The organism is Leifsonella bigeumensis, from assembly GCF_039537265.1.
Taxonomy (GTDB): domain Bacteria; phylum Actinomycetota; class Actinomycetes; order Actinomycetales; family Microbacteriaceae; genus Terrimesophilobacter; species Terrimesophilobacter bigeumensis.
On the sequence record NZ_BAABAE010000002.1, the window covers coordinates 100,885 to 125,032 of the forward strand.

A 24,148-nucleotide genomic window follows, 5' to 3' on the forward strand; every position below is an offset into this window, starting at 1 on the left:
GAGACCCCGTGTCGAAGATCAAGGTTGAAGGGACCGTCGTCGAACTCGACGGCGATGAGATGACCCGGATCATCTGGCAGGCCATCAAGGACACCCTGATTCACCCGTACCTCGACATCGACCTCGAGTATTACGACCTCGGGATCGAGAAGCGCGACGAGACGGATGACCAGATCACGATCGACGCGGCCCACGCCATCCAGAAGCACGGCGTCGGCGTCAAGTGCGCGACGATCACGCCGGATGAGGCACGCGTCGAGGAGTTCGGCCTCAAGAAGATGTGGAAGAGCCCGAACGGAACGATCCGCAACATCCTGGGCGGCACGATCTTCCGCGAGCCGATCATCATCTCCAACATCCCGCGCCTCGTCCCCGGCTGGAACAAGCCGATCATCATCGGCCGTCACGCGTTCGGCGACCAGTACCGCGCGACCGACTTCCGCTTCGAGGGCGAGGGAACCCTCACGATGACCTTCACACCGAAGGATGGCGGCGAGCCGCAGAGCTTCGAGGTCTTCCAGGCTCCGGGTTCCGGCGTCGCCATGGGGATGTACAACCTCGACGACTCGATCCGCGACTTCGCCCGCGCCTCGCTCAGCTACGGCCTCGACCGCGGCTACCCGGTGTACCTCTCGACCAAGAACACGATCCTCAAGGCCTACGACGGCCGGTTCAAGGACCTCTTCGCCGAGGTCTTCGAAAACGAGTTCAAGGCCAGGTTCGACGCGGCGGGTCTCACCTACGAGCACCGCCTCATCGACGACATGGTCGCGTCGAGCCTCAAGTGGGAGGGCGGCTACGTCTGGGCCTGCAAGAACTACGACGGCGATGTGCAGTCCGACACCGTCGCCCAGGGTTTCGGCTCGCTCGGGCTCATGACGAGCGTGCTCACGACTCCGGACGGCAGGATCGTGGAGGCGGAGGCCGCGCACGGCACCGTCACACGCCACTACCGCCAGCACCAGGCCGGCAAGCCCACCTCGACGAACCCGATCGCGTCGATCTACGCCTGGACGCGCGCGCTCGCCCACCGGGGCAAGCTCGACGGCAACCAGGAGCTCATCGACTTCTCCCACACCCTCGAGGATGTCGTGGTGAAGACGGTCGAGTCCGGCAAGATGACGAAGGACCTCGCCCTGCTCGTCGGCCCGGACCAGGGCCACCTGACGACCGAGGAGTTCCTCGGAGCGCTCGCCGACAACCTCAAGTCGCGGCTGGGCTGACGGTCACCTTCGACACCTCAGGCACAGTTCGTCCGGAACAAAGGTCAGGCTCACCTAGCTGGAATCCGTGACCGGTTGCGGATAGTAATGAAGACATGAGCTGGCTGAAGTCCGCCATCCGGCGCTACCCGATCGTCGCGATCACCGTGGTGGTCGGCGTCGCCGGGCTCGGCCTCGCGCTCACCGGCAACGTCCTGATCGCGCAGTGGGTCATCAGCGGCTTCGCGCTCATCGTCGCAGCGATGCAGGCCTGGTCGATGATGCGCCGGCTCCTACGTGGGCAGTTCGGCCTCGACGTGCTCGCGGTCATCGCGATCGTCTCGACGGTCGTCGTCGGAGAGTTCTGGGCGAGCATCATCATCGTCCTGATGATCTCGGGTGGCGAGGCGCTCGAAGACTACGCTGCCGGGCGCGCCGAACGCGACCTCCGGTCGTTGCTCGACCGGGTCCCCCTGCAGGCGCACCGGTACACGGCTTCCGGGGGGATCGAGGATGTCCCTGTTGATCTGGTCGCCGTCGGGGACCGGCTTCTGCTGCGCCCGTCGGAGATCGTGCCGGTGGATGCCGTGCTCGAGAGCCCGGAGACCTCTCTCGATGAGTCGACCCTGACCGGCGAGAGCCTGCCCGTGGACAAGGTGCGCGGCGACCAGTTGTGGAGCGGCGCGATCAACGGGCCCGGAGCGGTCGACATCCGCGCGACGGCGGTCGCGAGCGCGAGCCAGTACCAGCTCATCGTCAAACTCGTGGCAGAGGCCTCCGCGAGCCGGGCACCCATGGTGCGGCTCGCCGACCGCTACTCGATCCCGTTCACGGTCATCGCGCTGGTCATCGGAGGGATCGCGTGGGCGATCTCGGGCGACCCGGTGCGGTTCGCGGAGGTGCTCGTCGTGGCCACGCCGTGCCCGTTGCTGCTGGCAGCGCCCATCTCGTTCATGGCCGGCATGAGCCGGTCTTCGAAGACGGGCGTCGTCGTCAAGGGGGCCTGGGCCCTCGAGCAACTCGCCGTGGCACGCACGGTCGCGTTCGACAAGACGGGCACGCTCACGAAAGGCGTGCCGGAGGTCGTCGCGCTGCATCCGGAACCGGGTTTCGGCCCCGATTTTGGCCGTGATGAGCTACTCGGCATCGTCGCGTCGGCCGAGCAGTACTCCTCGCACGTGCTCGCGGCGGCGCTGCGTCAGGCGGCGGCGGATCGCGGGATCCCCCTGCGCGAGGCGAGCCGGGCCGGCGAGGTGGCGACGCACGGGGTCGAGGCGACGATCGACGGCCGCGAGGTGATCGTCGGCAAGCCGGGCTTCGTGGCCGACCGCGCGACCGGCGTGCAGCGTCGCTCGCTCGCGAGTGGGGAAGCCGCCGTCTACGTCGCGGTGGATGGCCGCTTCGCCGGCACCGTGGTGCTGAGGGACGAACTGCGGGAGGAGGCGCCGGAGACGCTGGAGCGACTGCGTCGCAGCGGCATCCGGCGCTTCGTCCTCCTCACCGGGGATGTGGAGCAGACGGCGAGGCCGATCGCGGAGCAGCTCGGCATCGACGACGTCCACGCGGAGTGCCTGCCGCAGGACAAAGTGGATCTCGTCCGCTCGGCGACTCCGCGGCCCGTCATCATGGTCGGCGATGGAGTGAACGACGCACCGGTGCTGGCCGTGGCGGGTGTCGGGATCGCGCTCGGTGCGCGCGGCTCGACGGCGGCCAGCGAATCCGCCGATGTCGTCATCCTGGTCGACGACGTGTCGAGGGTCGCGGATGCCGTGGAGATCGGGCGGCGCACAGTGCACATCGCCCTTCAGAGCATCTGGCTGGGCATCGCGATCAGTGTCGGGCTCATGCTCGCCGCTGCCTTCGGATGGTTGCCCGCCGTTATCGGCGCCGCGCTGCAGGAGGTCGTCGACCTCATCACGATCCTGAACGCCCTCCGTGCGCTCCTGCCCGGCAGCACGCCTGGTCCCCGGAAGACGACGGTGCGGCGTCCCGCCAGCGATGCGCTCGTCTGAACGAGGGCGCCACCGGCGAAACGCCGCATCGTGAGCGTCAGGCGGCGTTGACCTCGACGGGGGCCGACGCGGCGCCGGACTGCACCGCGACCTTGCGCGGCTTCGCCTTCTCGCTCACCGGGATCATGACGCTCAGCACGCCGTTGTCGTAGTTCGCGCTGATGTGCTCGGTGTCGATTCCGTCGCCGAGGTTCAGCTGACGCAGGAACGAGCCGCTCGGGCGCTCGTGGGCGAGCCACTTGACGTCGTCGCTGCGGGAGGTGCGCTCAGCACGGATCGTGAGCAGCTGCCCGTCGACATCCACGTCCACCGAACCAGGGTCGATGCCCGGAAGGTCGGCGTTCAGGATATAGAGATCGCCGTCCTTGTGCAGGTCGATGGGCATGAGGCGGGGGCCTTGCCGAGCGTCCAGCAGGTTCGCGGCGACGCGGTCCAGTTCACGGAACGGGTCGAAGTACATGGCCAAGTTCATCACTCCTTCAATACTTGAGTCGGTCTGACTCAACTATTAAGAAATTAGCACTCTACCCATGAGAGTGCCAGCTCCTCGCGTTCGCCCTGCGCGAAGGGTGCAGGCCGATCCCGCCTGGGCACAGTTTGGTCACAGAATGGTAACGATGTGACCCCTACGGGGGTAGACCGGGTCTAACGTGAGTCCAGCGCAGACCCGACTGCAGCATCCATCCATGTTGCTCAGAAAGGGACACATCCGTGAGCATTCGAAGAATCATCGCGGGAGTCGCCACCAGCGCACTCATCGCGTCCGGCCTCGTCGCGCAGGGTCTCATCACAGGGCCTGCGCTCGGAGCCATCGCCGCCCCGACCTCCATCGGCGGCCACGGCCAGACATCGTTCGCACCGGGACGTTACATCGTCACCCTGGTCGACGCCTCGGCCGCAACCTACGAAGGCGGGGTCGACGGCTTCGCCCCGACCAAGCCGGATGAAGGTGAACAGCTCAAGGCGGATCGTCGCTCAGTGCAGAGCTACACCGCCTATCTCAAGAAGCAGCAGAAGGCGGTCGCCGCCTCGGTCGGCGCAACCATCGACTACTCGTACACCCTCGCGCTCAACGGCTTCGCCGCGCACCTGAGCACGAAGCAGGCGATCGAACTCTCCCAGAACAAGAACGTCGCGGCCCTGGCCCCGGATGAGCTGCGTCACGTGGCCGCCGTTCCCTCGACCTCGTTCCTCGGGCTCGACGGTCCGGATGGCGTCTGGGCATCCCTCGGCGGCGTGGGCAACGCGGGCGCCGGAGTCGTCGTCGGCATGCTCGACACCGGCATCGCGCCGGAGAACCCGTCCTTCGCCGGCGACCCGCTCGGCACGACGCCGGGCGCCGACCCGTATCTCTCCGGGTCCGCCATCACGTTCGCCAAGGGCGACGGCAACACCTTCACCGGCGAGTGCGTCACGGGTGTGCAGTTCACGGCGGCCGACTGCACCACGAAGCTCGTCGGTGCGCGCTACTTCGTCGACGGTTTCGGCGCCGGCAACATCGGTGGAACCGACCTCGGCGAGTACCTCTCACCGCGCGACGGCGACGGTCACGGCTCGCACACCTCGAGCACGGCGGCCGGCAACCCGGATGTCGCGGCCTCGATCGACGGCGTGAGCTTCGGCACCATCACCGGTGTCGCACCGGCCGCGAAGATCGCGGCGTACAAGGTGTGCTGGACCGGCCAGGACCCGACCACGACCGCGGACGACGGATGCGCGACATCCGACCTCATCGCCGCGATCGATGCCGCGGTGGACGACGGCGTCGACGTCATCAACTTCTCCATCGGCGGTGGCGCGGCCCAGACCACCGTCTCCGCGACCGACCAGGCCTTCCTCGGTGCGGCGGCGGCGGGGGTGTTCGTCTCGGCCTCCGCCGGAAACGACGGGCCGGGCGCTTCGACGCTCGACAACGCGTCACCCTGGATCACCACGGTCGCCGCCAGCACGATCCCGAGCTACGAGGCGACGGCCACGCTCGGCAACGGTGCGGCGATGGCCGGGGCATCCGTGACCCTCGACATGACGCCGGGCGCGCCTCCGCTCGAGGGTGACCTCGTGCTGGCTTCGGCCGTCGCGCTCTCGGGTGCGACGGATGCCAACCTGTGCTTCGCGAACACGCTCGACCCCGCGCTCACCGCGGGCAAGATCGTTGTGTGCGAGCGCGGTGTGATCGCCCGTGTCGACAAGTCGGCGGAGGTCGCCAGGGCCGGCGGAATCGGCATGATCCTGATCAACGTCGTCGCGGGGTCGACAGACCTCGACAACCACTCGGTTCCGACCATCCACCTCGACGTGCAGTTCCATGACGCGCTCATGGCCTACGCGGCGACGGCGGGGGCGACGGTGAGCATGGCCGCCGGCAACTCGACGGGCATCGAGCCCGCGACGCCGCAGGTGGCCGGGTTCTCCTCGCGGGGGCCGGTGCTGGCCGATGGCAGCGACATCCTGAAGCCGGACATCACGGCGCCGGGTGTGGCGATCATCGCCGACGGTGCGAACGCCGAGGGTGGCGATCCGACCTTCCAGTTCCTCTCCGGGACGTCGATGGCCGCGCCGCACATCACCGGCCTCGCCGCCCTGTACCTCGGCAAGTCGCCGAACGCGTCGCCGTCCGAGATCAAGTCGGCCATGATGACGAGCGCGTACAACACGCTCGACAGCGCGGGCGACGCGGTGACCGATCCGTTCGTGCAGGGCGCAGGTCATGTCGACCCGACGAAGTACTTCGAACCGGGCCTGCTCTACCTGAACGACCTGGACGACTGGCTCGCGTACATCCAGGGCATCGGCTACGACGTCGGGGTCGATCCCATCGACCCGAGCAACCTCAACCTGGCGTCGATCGCCATCGGCGCCCTCACGGCCCCGGAGACGATCACCCGCACGGTGACGGCGACTCAGGCGGGAACATTCACCGCAGCGGTCTCGATCCCGGGTATCGACGCGGTCGTCTCGCCGTCGACGCTCAGCTTCGCGAGCCCTGGTGACACGGCCAGCTTCACGGTGATGTTCAGCCGGACGGATGCTCCGCTCGACCAGTTCGCGACCGGTTCGCTCACCTGGACGAGTGGTTCGACCGTCGCCCGGTCGCCCATCGCGATCCAGCCGGTGACGATTGTGGCTCCGGCTGAGGTGAGCGGCACCGGTCTCACCGGTTCCGTGGACGTGACCGTCACGCCTGGCGGCGACGGAGTGATCCCGCTCAGCACGACCGGCCTGACCGCCGGAACGCTGCAGCGCGATCCGACCAACACGGAGAGGGACCACTCGGGATCCGGTGTGACTGGAGCCGAGTTCCAGTACATGGTGAAGGTCGCGAAGGGCACGGTGCTGGCCAGGTTCGACCTCAACTCGGTCGATGATTCTGCCGACCTCGATCTCACGGTCTACCAACTGGACAGCAAGGGCACTCCGGTCGCCGGCTGGCAGTCGGCGAGCGGGTCCGCGGACGAGCGGGTCGATCTCTACTCGCCGGATGCGGGCAAGTACCTGGTGTTCGTCGATGTGTTCTCCGCGAATCCGGCGACGGCGTTCGACCTGACGACGTTCTCGGTTCTGCCCGGTGGGTCACCGCTCACGCTGGATCCTTCGGAGATTTCCGGCCAGGCGGGCGTGCCGACGACCTACACCGCGTCCTGGTCGAAGCTCAGGGCGTCGACGAGTTACCTCGGTCTCGTGAGCTACGGGGACAGCGGGGCGTCGACGGTGGTGTCGGTGGCGACCGGATTCAGGCATTTGCCGGCGGACGTCAACTGACGATCGCGTAGCGTTCGCCCGGAGGGGGCCTGCAGGCAACTGCGGGTCCCCTTCGAGTTTCAGACCGCCGGTACTGGGGCTGCGTGGCGACCCCGGGCTTCGCCGTCCTGCGGCGCGAGCCGCCCGTCGTGCAGGTCGACGACGTTGTGGGCCCTCGCCACGAGAAGCGGGTCGTGCGTGGAGATGACCGCGGCGATCCCCCTGGCCTTCACGAGTTCCTCGATGAGGTCCATCATGGTGGCGGCCGTGCGGGAGTCCAGCTGGCCGGTGGGCTCGTCCGCGAGCAGGATGTCCGGCTCGCCCACGAGCGCCCGCGCGAGCCCGACCCGCTGCTGCTGCCCGCCGGAGAGTTCGTACGGCCGCTGCGCGGCATGGTCGGCGAGCCCGACCAGCTCGAGCATCTCGGCCACCTGCTGCTCACGGACGGCAGGGTCGGTGCCGCGGATCCGCAGCGGCACCTCGATGTTCTCCGCCGCCGAGAGCACCGGAATGAGCCCGAAGGTCTGGAACACGTAGCCGATCCTGCCGCGCCGCACCTCTGCGAGCTTTCCGTCGCTCAAGCTGGTGAGCTCCTGGTCGCCGATCCACACGTCCCCAGAGGTGGGGCGGTCGAGCCCGCCGAGGATGTTGAGCAGCGTCGTCTTGCCGCTCCCGCTCTTGCCGCGCACGACGAGCAACTCGCCCGAGTGGACCTCGAGGCTGATGTCGGTGCAGGCGTGGACCTCCCGCGCACCGGAGCCGAAGGTGCGGCTCACGCTCTCCGCGCGCAGCGCCGGGGCCGGCTCCTCCTGGACGCCGAGAAGTGCGCCCGGCGTCACACCGGCGTCGGTCATGCCTGAGTCGGTCATTGCCAGGCCTCCCCACTTTCGGATGCCGGTCCCGTTTCGGGTGCAGGCGCATCCGGGACTGCCGGCGCAGCCTTCGCCGGGCGGTGGCCAGGCCACACCCCGACGTGGTCGGTCTCGAGGGCCAGCCGCACCCGCTCGCGCAGGTCGAGCGTCTTGGTGAAGTCGTCGGGAAGCTGAAGACGGCCGACGCGGTCGAGCACCGCGAACTCCTCGGCGATGTGCTGCTCCTGCCCGTGCTCATCGACCTCACGGCGCCGCAACACCTCGGTGGAGGTGCGGCCGTCGCGAATCTGAATCGTGCGATTCACGTGCTCCGAGACCGCCGGGTCGTGCGTGACGATGAGCGTCGTGATCCCGAGCCCCTCGTTGACCCCGCGCATCGCCTCGAGCACGTCAGAGGATGTCGCCTCGTCGAGCTCACCGGTCGGCTCATCGGCCAGAAGCACCTGCGGGTCGTTGGCGAGAGCGACCGCGATCGCGGTGCGCTGCTGCTCGCCGCCGGAGAGCTCGGTGGGACGGCGGTCGGCGCAGTAACCGACCTCGAGCAGGTCGAGGAGCTCCATGATGCGACCCTTGCGGTCCTTGGTCTTGTTGCCGGCGACCGCCATCGCCATCGCGACGTTCTCGGCCGCCGTGAGGTAGGGGAGCAGGTTGCGCGAGGTCTGCTGCCAGACGAACCCGACACTGTGCCGCTGGTACTGCACGCGCTCCTTGCGTCCCATCGTGAGCAGGTCGCTGCCCGCGCAGCGTGCGAGGCCCGCGGTCGGGGTGTCGAGGCCGGAGAGGATCGTGAGCAGCGTCGACTTGCCGGACCCGGATGCGCCGACGAGCGCCACCATCTCGCCGCGGTCGACACGCAGGTTGAGCCCCTGGAGCGCCTGCACCTCGACACCCTCGGCGGCGAAGATGCGCACGAGGTCGGCGCACAGGATGTGCGGCTCGGCATGTGCTGGAACGGCGGTGGAGACGGTGCCCGTCGCTGGAGCTTCGGTCATGGTCCTATCCTTCCTCAGAGGTGCGCAGAGAGCGAGCCAGGCTCACGCGCCGCGCGGCCGCCATCGCGATCGCTGTCGCCACGACCACGAGCAGGGCGAAGCCGCCGACCACGATCCCGAGGAGTACGGGGTTGAGCGTGATGATCGGCTGCATCACACCGCCGGTGAACGGTCGCAGGTCGACACCGGCGAGCACGATGAGCGGAAGCGCAGCGCCCAGGATGCATCCGGTGACGATCGCGACGAGCGCTGTCGGCCCGATCTCCCACCCGGTGATGCCACGCGATTGACTCCGAGTGAGTCCGAGTGTGCGCAGCAGGGCGAGCAGGCGCTCGCGGGCCGGTCCGCTGATCATGAGTGCGAGCACGACCGTGCCGGCGCACAGCAGGGCGACGATCGCGATGAGGGCGAGCAGCGCGAGCTGGAGGCCGCCGGAGACCGGAGAGTCGTTGAGGAGCGCGGCGGCATCTGCGGGGCTCTGGATGGTGGCATCCGGGCCCGCGATCCGGGACAGCTCGGCCTTGACGGCAGCGATATCGGCTCCGGGATCGAGCCGTAGGAGGGTGATGCGCGGCAGGAAGGTGTAGATGCCGAATCCGTCGCTCTGCGCTGTATCGATGAGTACCCAGTCAGCGACGCCGCTGAGCGATGGCGATGTGCCTGGGTCGCCCGCGCTCACGATGTCCGCTTTGCCGAAGGTGGAGTCCTCGGTGATCGTGTACTTCGCAGCGAGGTCGGGGGACAGCAGTACGGGGATGCGGTCATCGCCACCATCGACCGTGACCGGCTTCGTCATGTCGAGGTCGATGTGCGCGGCGCCCGGCACACCTTCCTGAACGCGCGCGAGCGCAGCCGTGTCGGCGACCATGACCGGCACGGAGAGGTTCTCCTCGACCGACAGGTTCTGCAGGCGGCTGTACTGGTACAGCGAGACGGACTCCTCGACGCCCTTGACGGCGGCGATGTCGTCCAGCTGTTTCTGATCGAGGATGGGCGATTCGATGCGGAGATCCGCACCGATCGTCGAGTGCGCGGCCGTGCTGACGCCTCCGGTGACCGTTCCGAGCAGCACGCCGGAGAACACGGCGACCGCGAGGCCGACGACCATCGCGAGCACGGGGGCGAGGCCGGCGGCGGGGTCCCGGATGCTGCGGTTCGCGCCGAGGAACGCCACGATCCCCTTTTTGCGTTTCACAGAGCGGGCGAAGCCGAGGAGCGGAAGCGGATAGAGCCGCAGCACGATGAGCCCCGCGGAGAGTGAGAGCAGCAGGGGGGTTGCGGCCAGGAGCGGGTCGACGCCCACCGTTTCCGCGCTCGTCGCGAGGCCGCGCTGGAGCAGGAGGAACACTGCGAGAGCTGTCAGGGCGAGGACGATGATCTCGAGCACCCAGCGGTAGCGGCCGCGGGCACGCGGGTCGAGGTCGCCACGGGCGGCCCGCAGGCTCCGGGGCGACGCCGCGATCATGATGAGGATCGGCGGAACGACGGCGACGGCGGCCGCGAACCACGCAGCGACGGGGCTCGCGGACGAGGGGAACAGGAGGTACCCGATCGCGCCGCCGATCGCCGCGGCCGGGGCGGAGAGCAGGAGGACCTGGAAAGCTTGGGACAGGCGCAGCTGCGTATCGCTCGCCCCGCGCGCGGAGCCCAGGGCGAGCGAGTCGCGACGGCGCAGCATAATGAGTCGCGAGAGCAGCCAGAGGGTCGCAATCGCGACGCCGATCGGGCCGGAGGCGACCATCACGAGCACGGCGGTGGCCGTTGCCGCGCGAGAGATAGCCGTCCTGAGCGTCGTCTCGGCGTCGGATCCGAAGGTGAGGGAGGTCACCACCTGGGGCTTGGCGACGTTCGCCACCGATTGGGCGTTGCTCGTGAAGCCGCGCAATTGGGGGATGATCGCTTCATCCTCCTCCACGGTGAGCCCGGCCATGGAGAAGGGAATGGCGACCGTGGTCAGCATGGAAAGAGACGTCTGGTCCGCCATCGCCGGCCAGGACCCAGGATCGATGAAGGCGGCCCCGACGACGATGCGAGTGTTCGTCCCACCGAACGGGGTGTAGTCGATTCCGGGCTGGAGCGCGGAGGGCGATGCTGCCCAGAAGCCGTCCTTGGGGTCGACCGCCTCGAACGTGCCGGAAAGGCGTGCGTAGAAGCCATAGTTTCCGGATACGGCCACCCAGCGCTCTTCGCCCACCGCCCATCCGGCCTCTTCTGCGGTGTCGACCGAGAGTGCGATGTCGATCTGGGGGTCCTGAGGATTGCGGTCGAATGGATCGAACGGCCGTCCCGGATATTCGTTGTCGTCGAGGTCGACGACCTTCTCGAAGGGCGCGGGCGGTGTGCCATCAACCATCCGGATGTGGTCGGCCAGCCTGGGTGCGACGTTGATCGTGATCGGGGTCTGCGGGTCGTTCCATTCGACGTTGCGTCGGGCGACGTGCAGTCGATCGCTCGCGAAGGTGTACTCGGCCGTCGCGAAAGCCTTGTCGAGTGGCGATGGCGCCGATGCGGCAATCGCCGCGAGGGCTTCATCGAACTGCGCGAACGGTGCGACTCCCGGAGTGATCGCAGGAGTGCCGGGAGATCTGGCGATGAGGTCCCGCCGGGAGGCGGGGAGGTTCTCGAACTGGTAGGCGACCTCGGAGGACGCGAGCGAGCGCAGTGCGAGAGGCGCGGCAGACACGAGGGTGGCGACGACGAGAACGATCGCGGCCATCGCGAGCAACGGACCGAGATCGGCACGGAACTGCCGGGCGAGCACCCCCGGCAGCGATGTGCGGGATCGGCGGTTCATCGGGTCTCGAGCCGCTCGTCGGTGTCGAGTGCCTGGCGCCGAACGCGGCTCGCCGAGACAACGGCGATCCCGAGCATGATGACAAGTCCGATCAGGAGCAGGCCGGCACCGGGTATGACGGCGAACGCGAGGGTCGCCTGCAGCCCACTCGGGATGCCGAGGACGGCCGATCGGGCGAGGTTCGCGGATGTAAGCGCGGAGACCAGGAGCCCTCCGACCAGACCGAAGACGACCGAGATCAGGACGATCGCCGAGAACTCGCCGAGGCGCGATCGCGACTGCTGTCGCGCCGAGATGCCGACGGCGCGCAGCACGACGACCTCCCCTCTGCGCGCCCGCGCGACCGTGAGTGCGACGGCGCCGAGCGAGATCACCGCGAGCAGCAGGCATCCGATGGCCGCGATCCACAGGGCGAGCTCTGCGGGCGCCGCGAACGAGTTGTCGGTCGCGTTGGCCGGGGTGACGATGGTGGCACCATCCGGGAGCGAGGTGTCGAGCGCCTCGCTGTCGATGACGGTCGGCCCACCGGCCGAGAGCCAGACCTGGTTCGCGCGGGGGACCACGGGGCTCGCCCGCAGGAGGTAGTCGTTCAACTGGTTGAGATCGGCGAGCGCCTGGTTCGGCGAGGGGGCGCCGGGGAGGACGGGCGCGATAGCGGCGACGGTTGAGGTGACGACGAGTCCTGTGCCCGAGAAGCGAAGGTCGAGCTTGTCGTCGACGGCGAGATCGTAGGCGTCGGCGAATTCCTGGGTGACGACGACCGGAACCGAGCGCGGTGACTCGAATCGGACTCCCCCCGCTGCCAGCGCCTGCGCGCCGACATCCATCATGCGCAGCCGATTGCGCCCGTCCTGGGCCCCGGGAAGCCCCAGGGTGAGGCCGTCGGCGTCCATGAGCGTACTGTTCGCGAAGGCGGAGTACTGCAGATCCATCCAGCCCAGCGTGTCGAGCGCGACCGGCTGCGCCCCCGAGGGCGTCGTCGCCACGAGCCCGCCATAGTGCATCTCGAGCCAGTTGCTGTCCGCGCGGACCGAGTAGTCGATGGCGACGAGCCATCGGGTCGCCTCACTCGGAGCGAACTTCACGGTCAGTGGTGTCGTGAGCGACTTGCCCGCTTCGAGTGAATCGACGAAGAGCTGGGGCAGGGCGGTGCTGCTGATGCCGCCCTCCGAGTCCTGGAACCACAGCGTCGTCCCCGCATAGCCCTTGGTCGTCGCCGGCTCCCCGGTGGTGGGATCAATCACCGAGAGTGTGGCGTCGAGACTCAGCGACGTGGTCCCCGCCGGCAACTCGACCCCGCGCTGTTCGAAGCCGCTGAGCGTCGATTCGAGGGTCGCCACGTCGACGGTGCCCTCCGCGTCGTTCACGACCGCGCCGATGTCCGCGGCCGGAATCGCGGTGAGGCGGCCGGAGTCGTTGTCGCCGATCGTGACGGGAGTGGAGAGCACTGGGACGGCATCCGTCACGCCGGCGACGCCGAGGAAGTCCGCTCCGGTGACGGGTTCGGTGCCCGCGAGAGGCAAGTCGGATTGCGTCAGGGTGATCCTGGCATCCGCCCCTGCGGTGAGCTCGGCGTTGCGGTCGCCGAGCGATCGCCAGGAACCCGAGTAGCCGGAGGCGATCACGACCCCGCCGATCGCGAGCGAGACCACGAGCACGGCGACCGCATAGCTGCCGATGCCGCGGGCGACCTGGCGCGCCGAATAGGAGGGCTGCAGCCTGGGCCGTCGCGTCGCGATGCGCTGCCAGGCGGCGGTGAGCGGCCCGAAGACGACGAGGAGCACGAGAGCGATCGCGATGAGTGCGAGCGTGGGGGCGACGACCGCGAGTGGGTCGACGGTCGTTCCACCCTGGGCCGTGGTCACGATGGGCGAGCCGTAGAGAAGGGACTGCCAGACCGCGACCGCTGCCGCGGCGACCGCGAGAACCGCCGTGCCGATCGTCGCGGCGGCCCGTGTGCGGCCCGAGTCGTCGACGGCGTCGCGCTGGGCGAGCCGGATTGAGTCCAGGAAGGCCGTCGTCCCGTAGATTGCGAGCACCGCGACGGCGATGAGGGCGGCGAACTCCCATGGAGCGTAGGCCATGGCGCTCACCCCGAACAGCCCGACGAGAGCTCCGGAGCCGGCCGCGTAGCCGAGCGCGCATCCGATGACCGCGACGACCACGGCCTCGCCGATGCCGGTGGCCGTGAGCCACTGCGCCGACGCTCCGCGCGACCGCAGCAGGGCGTTCTCCGGGCGGCGGGCGAGGGAGAGCAGGCGCGCCAGCTGCACGAGCGCGATGAGGCCGATGAGCCCGGCCAGCAGGATGCCAACCGGTGTCACCCCACGTGCCGAGTTGAGGCCGCGTTGCACGGTCGTCGTGGTGTCAGCGAGCGAGCCGCTCACCAGGATGTCGCCCTTGCCGATCGTGTCGTCGTCGATGATGGCCTGGCGCAGGTTCGTCGCGACCTGCCCGAGCTGGGCGAGATCGCCCGGTGCGACCCGGTTCGCGTCGACGATGATCGTCCAGTGCACGAAGGGGACCGGACCGAGCGATGGGAGCACCGCCTCATCGACCATGAGAGGGCCGAAACTCTCCGTGCCGTCGCCGGCCGGATGGGCGTTGCCGGTCGTGGCCCCGGAGTCGGCGAACCAGCGCGGGTCGCCTGCATCCTTCGGCAGCCAGGTCCCGACGATCTCGACGGACTTCGCGGTTCCGGTTGCGCCGAGCTCGAGCACATCGCCGACCTTCAGGCCGAGCTGCCTGGCTGCGTCGGCCTGGAGGGCGCCGGGGATGGGGTTGTCGGCAGTCCCGGCATTGCCGTCGGTACCGGATGCCGCAGCCGGCCACGCGCCGTCGACGAGGGTCGCGTAGTCGGTGAGGCCGGCATCCGAGGCGGGGGTGATCCGTGCTTCGCGGCCATCGGCGAGGGAGAGCTGCTTGCTGCCGCTGCCGCTGCCGCTGCTGTCGTCGGTGTCTACGAGGGCCGCTGCGAGCGGGAAATCGGTGAGGGTCCGCGTGATCTCGACGGAAGTGCCGTCGAACTCGTGGGCGAACAGTTGGTCGGCTGAAGCGGACTGCGCGGCTGGGTCGTCGCCCAGCTTCGTCTCGACCTGCACACCGCGCGCGGTCGGCGAGGCACTCGCGAAGTAGTCCCGGGTGCTCGCGGCGGCGGAGAAGTCGAGGTACCCGGTCAGGCCGACGATGAGGGCGGTGAGCACGAGCGCGACGGCCCCGACCGTGGCCAGGAGACCTGCTTGCGCAGCGGATCGGCGCGCGGCCAATCGGGTGCTGTGCATGAGGACTCCTCCGTGGGGTCCCGTTGAGACTATCAATCGAGGTGCCGACCGGCGTGCCGATCGGGGGCGTCGTCGATCCACTGTCGATCCAATCTCGACCCACTGTCCCAAATGAAGGCAATCCGACGAATCTGGCGAGCACGCCCTATATATTTCGGCTGCCACCTGCCGGAGTGCCTTCATTTGGGACACACGAAAGGGAAAGGGCAGAAAAAAGTGCGCAAAGGCTGGACAGGAGTTTGTTTGTACGCTTTACTAACAAAATGACTGCAGCGGGAGCGCAGCGAAGCCTCCCCCCGAAGACCGCCCAGCCGACCAGCAGGGCGACTCGCGGATCCGGCTTCGCAGACCATACGAACCAGGGGTTCGCCTCCGGCCGTGCCCTGCGCCCGAGCGCCAAAGTGCTCCCGGAGCACGCCCGCAATCACAACCGCTCGCTCGTGCTCCAGACCCTCTACCGGGCCGGCCAGCAGAGCCGCGCCGACATCGCCCGCAGCACCGGCCTCACCCGCGTCACGATCTCCGACCTCGTCGGCGAGTTCATCGCCGAGGGTCTCATCGTCGAGACCGGCCAGCGCGAGGATGCCCGTCCGGGCAAGCCGGCCACCCTCCTCGACATCAACCGCTCGGCCTTCCAGATCGTCGGAATCGACTTGAGCGACTACGCCCTGTTCCGCGGCGCGCTCCTCGATCTCGAGGGGACCATCCTCGAGCGCAGGGAGGTCGCGCTCGCCGGTGCCACCGGCGACGAGGCCACCGCGAAGGTCGTCGACCTCGTCGGTCAGCTCATCGCGCTCGCCACGAGCCCGCTTCTCGGCGTCGGCGTCGGCTCGCCCGGCATCGTCGACCACGCGGGAACCGTGCTCTCCGCCCCCAACCTCGGATGGACGGACCTGCCGCTGCAGACGGAACTCGCCCAGCAGTTCTCCCTCCCGGTCATCGTCGGCAACGACGCGAACGCCGCCGTGCTCGCGGAGCACAGTTTCGGCGGCGCCGACCGCGACATGATGCTCGTCAAGATCGGGCACGGTGTCGGCGCCGGCCTCCTCCTCGGCGGCAACCCGCTCTACGGCAGCCGCTTCGCCGCGGGTGAGATCGGCCACGTCGTCGTCGGTACGGAGGGCGGCCTGCCCTGCGTGTGTGGCAAGTCCGGATGCCTCGAGACCTGGCTCGCCGCCCCGCGGCTGGACGCGGCGCTCGCGGCGGCTGCGGCATCCGGAAGCCCGGCAGAGGTCGAGAGCGCGCAGGAGGCCGTGCTCACCGAGGCCGGCCGCCACCTCGGCATCGCCCTCGCCTTCGTCGTCGGAGCGCTCAATCTCGCCGAGATCGTGTTGAGCGGTCCGACCCACCTGCTTGATGGCCCGCTCGCCGCGGCGACCATCGAAACACTCCGCAATCGCACGATGGCCGAATTCCACGGCGATCTGACGCTGCGGATGACAACGCTCGGAGAGGACATCGTCGTGCGCGGCGCTGCCGTGATGGTGCTCTCCGGGCAACTAGGGGTCTCCTGATCCCGCGCACCACGGGGTGTCCGGCAACTCGCTGGCACCATCGCCCTAGGAAAGGAAAACACAATGAGGAAGCTCAGCTTCGCGGCCATCGCGGCCGCCGCTGCGATCACCCTCGCGGGTTGCGCCGGAGGTGGGACCGACACTCCTGCCGCCGACGAGGGCCCGGCTGATATTCGCGTCTGGCTGGTGGGCACCGATACTCCGCAGGAGGCTCGCGACTACCTGAAGACCACGTTCGAGGCCGAGAACCCCGGTTCGACGCTCACGATCGAGGAGCAGTCCTGGACCGGGCTCGTCGACAAGCTCACCACTAGCCTGTCGGGCAGCGACAGCCCGGATGTCGTGGAGGTCGGAAACACGCAGGCGGCGGCATTCACGTCGTCGGGCGCGTTCCTCGACCTGACCGACCAGTACGAGGCGCTCGGCGGGGACGACCTGCTGCCCGGCTTCGTCGAGGCCGGCAGCTACGACGGCAAGTTCTACGCCGCACCGCTCTACTCCGGCTCGCGTCTCGTCTTCTACAAGAAGGACGCGCTCGCCGCATCCGGCCTGTCGGTACCGACGACCCTCGCCGAGTACATCTCCAACGCGGAGAAGCTCGCGGCGGACAACCCGGGCGACTCCGGGCTGTGGTGGCCGGGCCAGGACTGGTACAACGCTCTCCCCTTCATCTGGGAGAACGGTGGCGAGATCGCGACCTTCGCCGACGGCAAGTGGTCGGCGCAGTTCTCATCGGCGGGGTCCATCAAGGGTCTCGAGCAGGTCCAGGAGCTCATGACGAAGGCGTCGACCGCGCCGAAGGACGGCAACGAGACCAACCCGCAGGTCGGATTCTGTGAGGGCACGACCCTTCAGCTCTCCGCTCCGAGCTGGGTCAAGTGGTCGATCCTCGCCGCAGCGGATGCTGAAACGCCCGGATGCCCGGACCAGGAGTCGAACCTCGGCGTCTACGCGCTCCCGGGTGCGAACGGCGGGGCCGCGCAGGTCTTCGCCGGTGGATCGAACATCGCCGTCGCGGCGAAGTCGGCCCACCCCGGGCTCGCGACGAAGGCGCTCGCCATCATCCTGAGCGACGAGTTCCAGACGATCTACGGCAAGAACGGCCTCGTGCCGGCCAAGGTCTCGCTCGCGAGCACCGTCGGAACGGATGAGGTCGCGCAGGCGATCTCCTCGGCCGCCGGCAACGCCCGCCTCACCCCGGCGTCGCCCAAGTGGGCCGATGTCGAGGCATCCGGTGCGCTGACCGACTTCTTCGTGCAGATCGCGCAGGGCGGGGACATCCCGAGTCTCGCCAAGGCGCTCGACGAGAAGATCGACGGCATCCTGAACGGCTAGCCGAACCAACCAGCACAGGGATGCTCGGCGTGACCGTGCATGTCGCGCCGAGCATCCCTTCATACTGCCCATCGCCCTAGGAAAGGTCGGGGCACAAGGCTTATCTTAAGCGTCCATCGACTCATGCGGGAGGATCGACCATGTCGTCACTGACTGCTGCGCCTCCCGAGGCGCTGCCAGGACCTGGGCCGGATCGCGGGCCGGATCCCCAGCCGAAGGCATCCGCCGCGAAGCACCGCGCCGGGTTCACGCCTTACATGCTGCTCATTCCGGCATCCGTCGTGCTGCTCGTCGTCGTCGGCTGGCCGCTCATCCAGCTGTTCATCATCTCCTTCCAGGAGTTCGGCCGCGCCCAGGTCTTCGGCGCCCCCGCACCGTTCATCGGCCTCGACAACTACACCAAGGTGCTCACCGACCCTGCGTTCTGGAACGTCATGGTCCGCAGCATCCTGTTCTGCGTCGTCAATGTCGTCGTCACGATGGTCGGTGGCACGCTCGTCGCACTGCTCATGACGAGGCTGGGCAAGTTCTTCCGCGTGCTCATGTCGGTGGGACTGCTGCTGGCCTGGGCGATGCCCGCACTCACCGCGACGATCGTCTGGGGCTGGATGTTCGACACCTCGTACGGTGTCGTCAACTACGCGCTCACCAACTTCTTCGGGCTGGACTTCCACGCCCACTCCTGGCTCATCAACCCGCTGAGCTTCTTCTTCGTCGCCACGCTCATCATCGTCTGGGGCGCCATCCCCTTCGTCGCGTTCACGGTCTACGCGGGGCTCACCCAGATCCCGGACGAGATCATGGAGGCCGCCCAGCTCGACGGGGCGCGCAGCACCCAGCGGTTCCGGCTCATCACCTTCCCGTACCTCCGGTCCATCTTCCTCGTCGTCACGATCCTGCAGGTCATCTGGGACCTGCGCGTGTTCACGCAGATCTACGCGCTGCAGGGGATCGGCGGCATCCGGGAGCAGACCTCGACGCTCGGCGTCTACATCTACCAGGTTGCGCTCGGCTCCGGCGAGTACGGCATCGGCGGGGCGATCGCCGTCATCACCGTGTTCTTCATGATGGCCATCTCGCTCTACTACGTGCGACAGAGCCTCAAGGAGGAGCAACTGTGAGCACTGCATCCGCGTCCGTCTCCGTCTCGAAGTCGACTCCGGCTCCGGAGCCGGCCCGCGGCACGCCTGCTCGCAGCACCGCGAAGCTGCGCAAGCGCCTCATGTCGATCGTGCTGAGCGCGACCGCGGTCGTCGTGTTCGCGTTCTCGGCCTTCCCCGTCTACTGGATGGTGCAGACCTCGTTCCAGCCGAACAACGAGATCATCGGCTCCGAGGTCAACTTCTGGCCGGAGACCTTCACCTTCCGCAACTACGAGACGGTGCTGTTCGCGACCGACCGGGCGCAGTTCCTGCCCGCCCTCGGCAACTCGCTCGTCGTGACGATCGCGACCGTCGTCATCGCGCTCGTGTTCGCGTTCCTCGCTTCGCTCGCGGTCACCCGGTTCCGGTTCCGCAGCCGCAAGTCGTTCATTCTCACGATCCTCGTGGTGCAGATGATCCCCGGCGAGGCGATGATCGTCTCCACCTACCGGGTGCTCGACGACTGGGCGCTGCTCAACACGATCGCCGGCCTCACCCTCGTCTACGTCGCCACCGTGCTGCCCTTCACGATCTGGACCCTGCGCGGTTTCGTGAACGGCGTCCCCGTCGACCTCGAGGAGGCGGCGATGATCGACGGGCTCTCTCGCACCGGCGCGTTCTGGAAGATCACCTTCCCGCTCCTGGCTCCCGGCCTCGTCGCGACCGGCGTGTTCGGGTTCATCCAGGCCTGGAACGAGTTCCTGCTCGCCCTCGTCGTCATGTCGCGCCCCGACATGATGACCCTCCCGGTCTGGCTGCGCACCTTCCAGGTCGCGCACGGCACCACGAATTGGGCCGCCATCATGGCAGGGTCGACGCTCATGTCGATTCCCGTGATCGTGTTCTTCCTCGTCATCCAGGGACGGATGACGCAGGGCCTCGTGAGCGGGGCGGTCAAGGGATGAAGGGCGAAGAATCAGAATTGCACATCGGCATCGACATCGGCGGCACCAAGACGGATGCGGTCGTCATCGACGAGCGCGGCGCCATGCTGCAGCAACTGCGGCTCACGACGGGCTATGGTCCGGATGCCGTGCTGCAGACCGCCGTCGACGCCGTGACGCGCGTGGCCGAGCTGGCCGGCATCCGAGTGGACGAGGCCGTGTCGATCGGGATCGGGGTTCCAGGGCGGGTGGATGCCGCTGCCGGTCGCGTCGCGCACGCCGTCAACCTGGGTGTCGACGGCCTCGACCTCGGTGCGGAACTCTCCGCTCGCCTCGGCAGCCCGGTGCGTATCGAGAACGACGTCAACGCCGCGGCGCTCGGCGCCTACCATCTGCTCGAGGCGGAGGGCTGGCCGGCGGGGACCGGCACGGACTGGCCCGCAGGGCATGAGCACTCGATGGCCTACCTCAACCTCGGCACCGGCCTCGCCGCCGGCATCGTCGTCGCCGGCCGATTGTGGCGCGGATCGCGCGGAACAGCCGGTGAGATCGGGCACATCCCGGTGGACCCGGCCGGACCGCTGTGCCCCTGCGGCCAGCGCGGCTGTCTCGAGCTCATGGCCTCCGGGTCGGCGATCGCGAGGCAGTGGCCGACCGAGCACCCGCAGCCCGCGCAGCAGCTCTTCGAGGCCGCGGGGGCCGGCGATCCGCTCGCGATCGAGGTGCGGACGCGCCTGCTCGAGAACGTGGCGTCGGCGGTGCGCGTGCTCGTGCTGACGGTGGACGTGGATGTCGTCGTCATCGGCGGCGGCATCGCCTCCCTCGGCTCGGCCCTGCTCGACGGGGTGAGGTCGGTGCTCGCGCATCGCGCCCAGGAGTCGCCGTTCCTCGCTTCGCTCGAACTGGCCGACCGGGTGCGTCTCATGCCCACCGGCTTCCCGTCGGCGGCCGTGGGGGCGGCCTTCGTGGGTGCGAGCGCCGATGCCGACGCGGTCGAGTTGAGCCGATAGGGTCGACTTGTGGCTGAAGTGGTGATCGTCCGCGACGCGGAAGAGGCGGGCGTGATCGCCGCCGACGCGATCGAACGGCTCGTGCGGGCGACTCCGGATGCCGTGCTCGGTCTCGCGACCGGCTCCACACCGCTCACCACCTGGGCCGCGCTCGCCGCTCGCGGGCTCGACCTGTCGCGCGTGCGCGGTTTCGCCCTCGACGAGTACGTGGGGCTTCCTCCCGGGCATCCGGAGTCCTATCGCGCGGTCATCGACCGTGAGGTCGTCGCCACGCTCGGGCTCCCCCCTGGGCTCGTCCATGTCCCCGGTGACAGCGGCCCGATCGAGACAGCGGGCGACGACTACGAGAAGGCCATCCATGCCGCAGGTGGAATAGACCTGCAGGTGCTGGGGATCGGCCGCACCGGCCACATCGGCTTCAACGAGCCCGGCTCGTCCTTCGCCTCGCTCACCCGCGTCAAGACCCTCACCGAGCAGACCCGTCGCGACAATGCACGGTTCTTCCCCTCGCTCGACGCCGTGCCGACGCACTGCATCACGCAGGGGCTCGGGACGATCCTTCGCGCGCGCCACCTCGTGCTCCTCGCGTTCGGGGAGGGGAAAGCGGATGCCGTGGCCGGCGCGGTCGAGGGACCGCTCACCTCGAGCCTCCCCGGCTCGGCCATCCAGTTGCACCCGCGCGTGACCGTGATCGTCGACGAGGCCGCCGCGTCAGGGCTCGCGAACGCGGACTACTACCGTCGGGCCTGGGACAGCCGGCTGGACTGGGAGAAGAACTAGCGCTCCGCGAACTGCGGCAAGTTCGAGGTCGAAACCTCGGCGCACCCCGAAGTCGCCGCAGTTCGCGGGCTGCCACCACCGCACTTGCCTGGCCGGGCTCAGGAAACGGTGATCGGTGTACCGTTCGCCCACACGCGCTGCACGTGCAGGCCGCTGTCGAGGATGACGGCATCCGCCGCGTAGCCGGCTGCGAGGCGCCCCAGCCGGTGGTCGAGCCCGAGCGCGCGCGCCGGCACGGTCGTGAGCGCAGCAATCGCGTCGACCGGATGCACCCCCGCGAGTTCGACCGCGTTGCGCAGCGCGGCATCGAGCGTGAGTGTCGACCCCGCGATCGTGTCGGTTCCCCGCAGCACGGCGAGGCCATCCCGCACGGTCACGTTGAGCGTGCCGAGAGGGTAGTCGCCGTCGCTCGCCCCGGCGGCGGCCATGGCATCCGTGACGAGGGCGATACGCCCCGGCGCTCCCCGGAAGACCATGCCGGCGACATCCGGATGCACGTGCAGCCCATCGAGAATGAGCTCGATCGTCACGCGCTCGTCCTCGAACGCCGCGACGATCGGGCCGGGGGCGCGGTGGTGTATGCCGTTCATGGCATTGAAGGCATGGGTGAGGATGCGTGCCCCCCGGTCGAAGGACTCCTGGGCGAGTGCGAAATCCGCCTCGGTGTGCCCGATGGCGACGGCGACGCCGGCCTCGACGAGAACGTCGATGGCCTCGAGGGCACCTTCGAGCTCGGGGGCGATCGTGAGTTGCCGCAGTGTCTCGCGGCTCGCACCGATGAGCTCCTCAAGCTCGTAGGGGAGCGGTGCTCGCAGGTAGGCCGGGTTGTGGGCGCCGCGCTTGCCCTCGGCGAGGAACGGGCCCTCCAGGTGCGAGCCGAGGATGGTCGGGTCGGAGTCGGTGAGCTCGGCGATGACCGCGAGACTCGCCCGCAACTGGGCGAGCGGGTTCGCGACGAGGCTCAGCACTGAGCGCGTCGTTCCATGCGCGCGGTGGGTGGCGATCGCCGCAAGGATCTCGTCGGCGTCGTTGTCGAAGGAGTGGCCGCCGCCGCCGTGGCAGTGGAGGTCGATGAAGCCGGGAACCAGCCAGTCGCCCCCGACATCGATGCGCTCGACCGCGCCCACCGGCTCGGGATGCCTGCCGCTTCCGGTCTCGGTGATCGAGTCGCCGTCGACGAGCATCCAGAAGTCGTCGACCTGGCCGTCGGAGTCGAGCTTGCGCGCGCCGTGGAAGAGGATGGTCATGCCGACTCCTCGCGAGCGGTCTCCTTGCGGAGATTCACGATCCCGCTCACGAGCGCGACGACCGCGAACACGACCGCGACGATCGGCTGCCCGAGCATCGCCCAGGCGATCGCGGCGGAGCCCATGACGGCGATCTCGACGAGCGCCCGACCGACAGGATCGAGCGGCACCTTTGCCCGCGGCGAGCGGAACAGTCCCCAGACGACGATCGCGAAGAGCGGTGTGCCGATCATGAACAGCAGGCCCGGCCACGGAAACGGCCAAGCGAGATAGCCCCAGTAGCCGAGCGAGAAGAAGGCGAACAGCTCCAGCAGGAACCGCAGCACATCATTCGGTCCGATGCGGATGTCCGGGGCGCTCGTCGACACCGCTCCAGCCTAGCGAGGGGTCAGCGGAAGATGATCGTGCGCGCCCCGTCGAGCAGCACGCGATGTTCGGCGAACCACTTCACCGCCTGGGTGAGCGTGCGGCTCTCCTCGTCTTGGCCGATCGCGACGAGTTCTGCGGGGGTGCGCGAGTGGTCGACGCGCACGACGTTCTGCTCGATGATCGGCCCCTCGTCGAGGTCGCTCGTCACGAAGTGCGCGGTCGCGCCGATGAGCTTGACCCCGCGCGCGTGGGCCTGCCGGTAGGGGTTGGCCCCCTTGAACCCGGGCAGGAAGGAGTGGTGGATGTTGATGATCCGCCCCTGCAGCCGCTCGCACAGCTCGGGGGAGAGCACCTGCATGTAGCGGGCGAGCACGACGAGCTCGATGTCGTGCTCGTCGACGGCATCCAGGATGCGCTGCTCGAACTCCTTCTTCTGTGCAGCGGAGACGACGGCGTGCGATTCGAACGGCACCCCGTAGAACTCGGCGAGGCCGGAGAGTTCCGGATGATTGCTGAGCACGAGTGGCAACTCGACTCCCAGCTGTCCTGCGCGCTGGCGGAACAGGAGGTCGTTCAGGCAGTGCCCGGCCTTCGACACGAGGACGAGGGTCCGTAGCGGACGGCCCACGACATCCAGTGCCCAGACCATGCCATAGCGTTCGGTGATGGGCGCGAGCTTCGCCTCGAAGGCGCCGCGCTCGGTCGCGGCCTCCACCTGCAGGCGCATGAAGAACGTGCCGGTGTCGAGGCTCGCGAACTGCTGCGACTCGGTGATGTTGCCGCCGGCATCCACGATCGCGCCGCTCACCGCGTGCACGATGCCTGGACGGTCGGTGCAGACGAGCGTGAGCACCCAGTGCCTGATACCGGTCGCTCCGGCGGGCGTCGTCTCGGTCATAGCCCTCAAGCGTATTGGATCGGCGCGGGTAGGCTGGAGTCGATGGCGCTCACGTGCGGCATCCAGCGGGCGGCTTGA

Annotated in this window: 17 protein-coding genes; 9 read left to right on the plus strand and 8 right to left on the minus strand. The window is 68.6% G+C overall.

What is annotated here, in order from left to right; genetic code table 11:
* The first annotated feature begins 8 nt into the window (after window positions 1-8).
* Both ABD678_RS03445 and ABD678_RS03450 read left to right on the plus strand, forming a co-directional pair.
* Window positions 9-1,223, plus strand: a complete 1,215-nt coding sequence (locus tag ABD678_RS03445; RefSeq protein WP_344753736.1) for an NADP-dependent isocitrate dehydrogenase — start codon at window positions 9-11, stop codon at window positions 1,221-1,223.
* A 95-nt stretch (window positions 1,224-1,318) separates the two neighbouring features.
* The gene (locus tag ABD678_RS03450) at window positions 1,319-3,214 is read left to right on the plus strand and encodes a heavy metal translocating P-type ATPase (protein WP_344753738.1); all 1,896 of its coding nucleotides are present in this window, start codon (window positions 1,319-1,321) and stop codon (window positions 3,212-3,214) included.
* Window positions 3,215-3,251: 37 nt separating this feature from the next.
* Here the strand turns inward: ABD678_RS03450 and ABD678_RS03455 are convergent, their stop codons facing one another.
* Window positions 3,252-3,680: an Hsp20/alpha crystallin family protein gene (locus tag ABD678_RS03455; protein WP_344754354.1), complete on the minus strand. Its 429-nt coding sequence runs from the start codon at window positions 3,678-3,680 to the stop codon at window positions 3,252-3,254.
* A 245-nt stretch (window positions 3,681-3,925) separates the two neighbouring features.
* Here ABD678_RS03455 and ABD678_RS03460 point away from each other — a divergent pair, with 245 nt between their 5' ends.
* Window positions 3,926-6,973: a S8 family peptidase gene (locus tag ABD678_RS03460; RefSeq protein WP_344753740.1), complete on the plus strand. Its 3,048-nt coding sequence runs from the start codon at window positions 3,926-3,928 to the stop codon at window positions 6,971-6,973.
* Window positions 6,974-7,032: 59 nt separating this feature from the next.
* On the opposite strand, the gene ABD678_RS03465 is transcribed toward ABD678_RS03460, so the two are convergent.
* From ABD678_RS03465 to ABD678_RS03480, 4 genes are read right to left on the minus strand one after another with little or no spacing between them, the layout of a single operon-like run.
* Complete coding sequence (locus tag ABD678_RS03465) at window positions 7,033-7,821, minus strand: ABC transporter ATP-binding protein (RefSeq protein ID WP_344753742.1); 789 nt, start codon at window positions 7,819-7,821, stop codon at window positions 7,033-7,035.
* Window positions 7,818-8,816 (minus strand): ABC transporter ATP-binding protein, encoded by a 999-nt coding sequence (locus tag ABD678_RS03470; RefSeq protein ID WP_344753744.1) that lies wholly within the window; start codon window positions 8,814-8,816, stop codon window positions 7,818-7,820. Before ABD678_RS03470 ends, ABD678_RS03465 begins: the two co-directional genes overlap by 4 nt.
* 4 nt (window positions 8,817-8,820) lie before the next feature.
* Window positions 8,821-11,610, minus strand: coding sequence for an FtsX-like permease family protein (locus ABD678_RS03475; RefSeq protein ID WP_344753746.1), 2,790 nt, complete (start codon window positions 11,608-11,610; stop codon window positions 8,821-8,823).
* Window positions 11,607-14,891, minus strand: a complete 3,285-nt coding sequence (locus ABD678_RS03480) for an ABC transporter permease (RefSeq protein WP_344753748.1) — start codon at window positions 14,889-14,891, stop codon at window positions 11,607-11,609. Before ABD678_RS03480 ends, ABD678_RS03475 begins: the two co-directional genes overlap by 4 nt.
* A gap of 263 nt (window positions 14,892-15,154) precedes the next feature.
* Here ABD678_RS03480 and ABD678_RS03485 point away from each other — a divergent pair, with 263 nt between their 5' ends.
* From ABD678_RS03485 to ABD678_RS03510, 6 genes are all read left to right on the plus strand, one after another.
* Window positions 15,155-16,405 carry an ROK family transcriptional regulator gene (locus tag ABD678_RS03485; RefSeq protein ID WP_344753750.1) on the plus strand — a complete coding sequence of 417 codons (1,251 nt, stop codon included), beginning with the start codon at window positions 15,155-15,157 and terminating at the stop codon, window positions 16,403-16,405.
* Window positions 16,406-16,468: 63 nt separating this feature from the next.
* Window positions 16,469-17,740 (plus strand): extracellular solute-binding protein, encoded by a 1,272-nt coding sequence (locus tag ABD678_RS03490; protein WP_344753752.1) that lies wholly within the window; start codon window positions 16,469-16,471, stop codon window positions 17,738-17,740.
* Window positions 17,741-17,880: 140 nt separating this feature from the next.
* Entirely contained in the window at window positions 17,881-18,861 is a 981-nt protein-coding gene (locus ABD678_RS03495) for a carbohydrate ABC transporter permease (RefSeq protein WP_344753754.1), read from the plus strand.
* Window positions 18,858-19,787, plus strand: a complete 930-nt coding sequence (locus ABD678_RS03500; protein WP_344753756.1) for a carbohydrate ABC transporter permease — start codon at window positions 18,858-18,860, stop codon at window positions 19,785-19,787. The genes ABD678_RS03495 and ABD678_RS03500 overlap by 4 nt, the downstream gene beginning before the upstream one ends.
* Window positions 19,784-20,776 carry an ROK family protein gene (locus ABD678_RS03505; RefSeq protein WP_344753758.1) on the plus strand — a complete coding sequence of 331 codons (993 nt, stop codon included), beginning with the start codon at window positions 19,784-19,786 and terminating at the stop codon, window positions 20,774-20,776. The genes ABD678_RS03500 and ABD678_RS03505 overlap by 4 nt, the downstream gene beginning before the upstream one ends.
* Window positions 20,777-20,785: 9 nt before the next feature.
* Window positions 20,786-21,556, plus strand: a complete 771-nt coding sequence (locus ABD678_RS03510) for a glucosamine-6-phosphate deaminase (protein ID WP_344753760.1) — start codon at window positions 20,786-20,788, stop codon at window positions 21,554-21,556.
* A gap of 98 nt (window positions 21,557-21,654) precedes the next feature.
* Here ABD678_RS03510 and nagA read toward each other — a convergent pair whose 3' ends face one another.
* From nagA to purU, 3 genes are read right to left on the minus strand one after another with little or no spacing between them, the layout of a single operon-like run.
* The gene (gene nagA, locus ABD678_RS03515) at window positions 21,655-22,803 is read right to left on the minus strand and encodes an N-acetylglucosamine-6-phosphate deacetylase (protein WP_344753762.1); all 1,149 of its coding nucleotides are present in this window, start codon (window positions 22,801-22,803) and stop codon (window positions 21,655-21,657) included.
* A complete protein-coding gene (locus tag ABD678_RS03520) occupies window positions 22,800-23,171 on the minus strand; it encodes a YrdB family protein (protein ID WP_344753764.1) in 372 nt (123 codons plus the stop codon). Before ABD678_RS03520 ends, nagA begins: the two co-directional genes overlap by 4 nt.
* A gap of 20 nt (window positions 23,172-23,191) precedes the next feature.
* Window positions 23,192-24,070 (minus strand): formyltetrahydrofolate deformylase, encoded by an 879-nt coding sequence (gene purU / locus ABD678_RS03525; RefSeq protein ID WP_344753766.1) that lies wholly within the window; start codon window positions 24,068-24,070, stop codon window positions 23,192-23,194.
* Window positions 24,071-24,148: the final 78 nt, after the last annotated feature.

What these genes read in the sequence shown, in the direction of transcription:
- purU (WP_344753766.1), bottom strand. Translation starts at nt 24,070, where the DNA reads ATGACCGAGACGACGCCCGCCGGAGCGACCGGTATCAGGCACTGGGTG.
- ABD678_RS03490 (WP_344753752.1), top strand. Translation starts at nt 16,469, where the DNA reads ATGAGGAAGCTCAGCTTCGCGGCCATCGCGGCCGCCGCTGCGATCACC.
- ABD678_RS03505 (WP_344753758.1), top strand. Translation starts at nt 19,784, where the DNA reads ATGAAGGGCGAAGAATCAGAATTGCACATCGGCATCGACATCGGCGGC.
- nagA (WP_344753762.1), bottom strand. Translation starts at nt 22,803, where the DNA reads ATGACCATCCTCTTCCACGGCGCGCGCAAGCTCGACTCCGACGGCCAG.
- ABD678_RS03485 (WP_344753750.1), top strand. Translation starts at nt 15,155, where the DNA reads ATGACTGCAGCGGGAGCGCAGCGAAGCCTCCCCCCGAAGACCGCCCAG.
- ABD678_RS03465 (WP_344753742.1), bottom strand. Translation starts at nt 7,821, where the DNA reads ATGACCGACTCAGGCATGACCGACGCCGGTGTGACGCCGGGCGCACTT.
- ABD678_RS03495 (WP_344753754.1), top strand. Translation starts at nt 17,881, where the DNA reads ATGTCGTCACTGACTGCTGCGCCTCCCGAGGCGCTGCCAGGACCTGGG.
- ABD678_RS03450 (WP_344753738.1), top strand. Translation starts at nt 1,319, where the DNA reads ATGAGCTGGCTGAAGTCCGCCATCCGGCGCTACCCGATCGTCGCGATC.
- ABD678_RS03480 (WP_344753748.1), bottom strand. Translation starts at nt 14,891, where the DNA reads ATGCACAGCACCCGATTGGCCGCGCGCCGATCCGCTGCGCAAGCAGGT.
- ABD678_RS03475 (WP_344753746.1), bottom strand. Translation starts at nt 11,610, where the DNA reads ATGAACCGCCGATCCCGCACATCGCTGCCGGGGGTGCTCGCCCGGCAG.
- ABD678_RS03470 (WP_344753744.1), bottom strand. Translation starts at nt 8,816, where the DNA reads ATGACCGAAGCTCCAGCGACGGGCACCGTCTCCACCGCCGTTCCAGCA.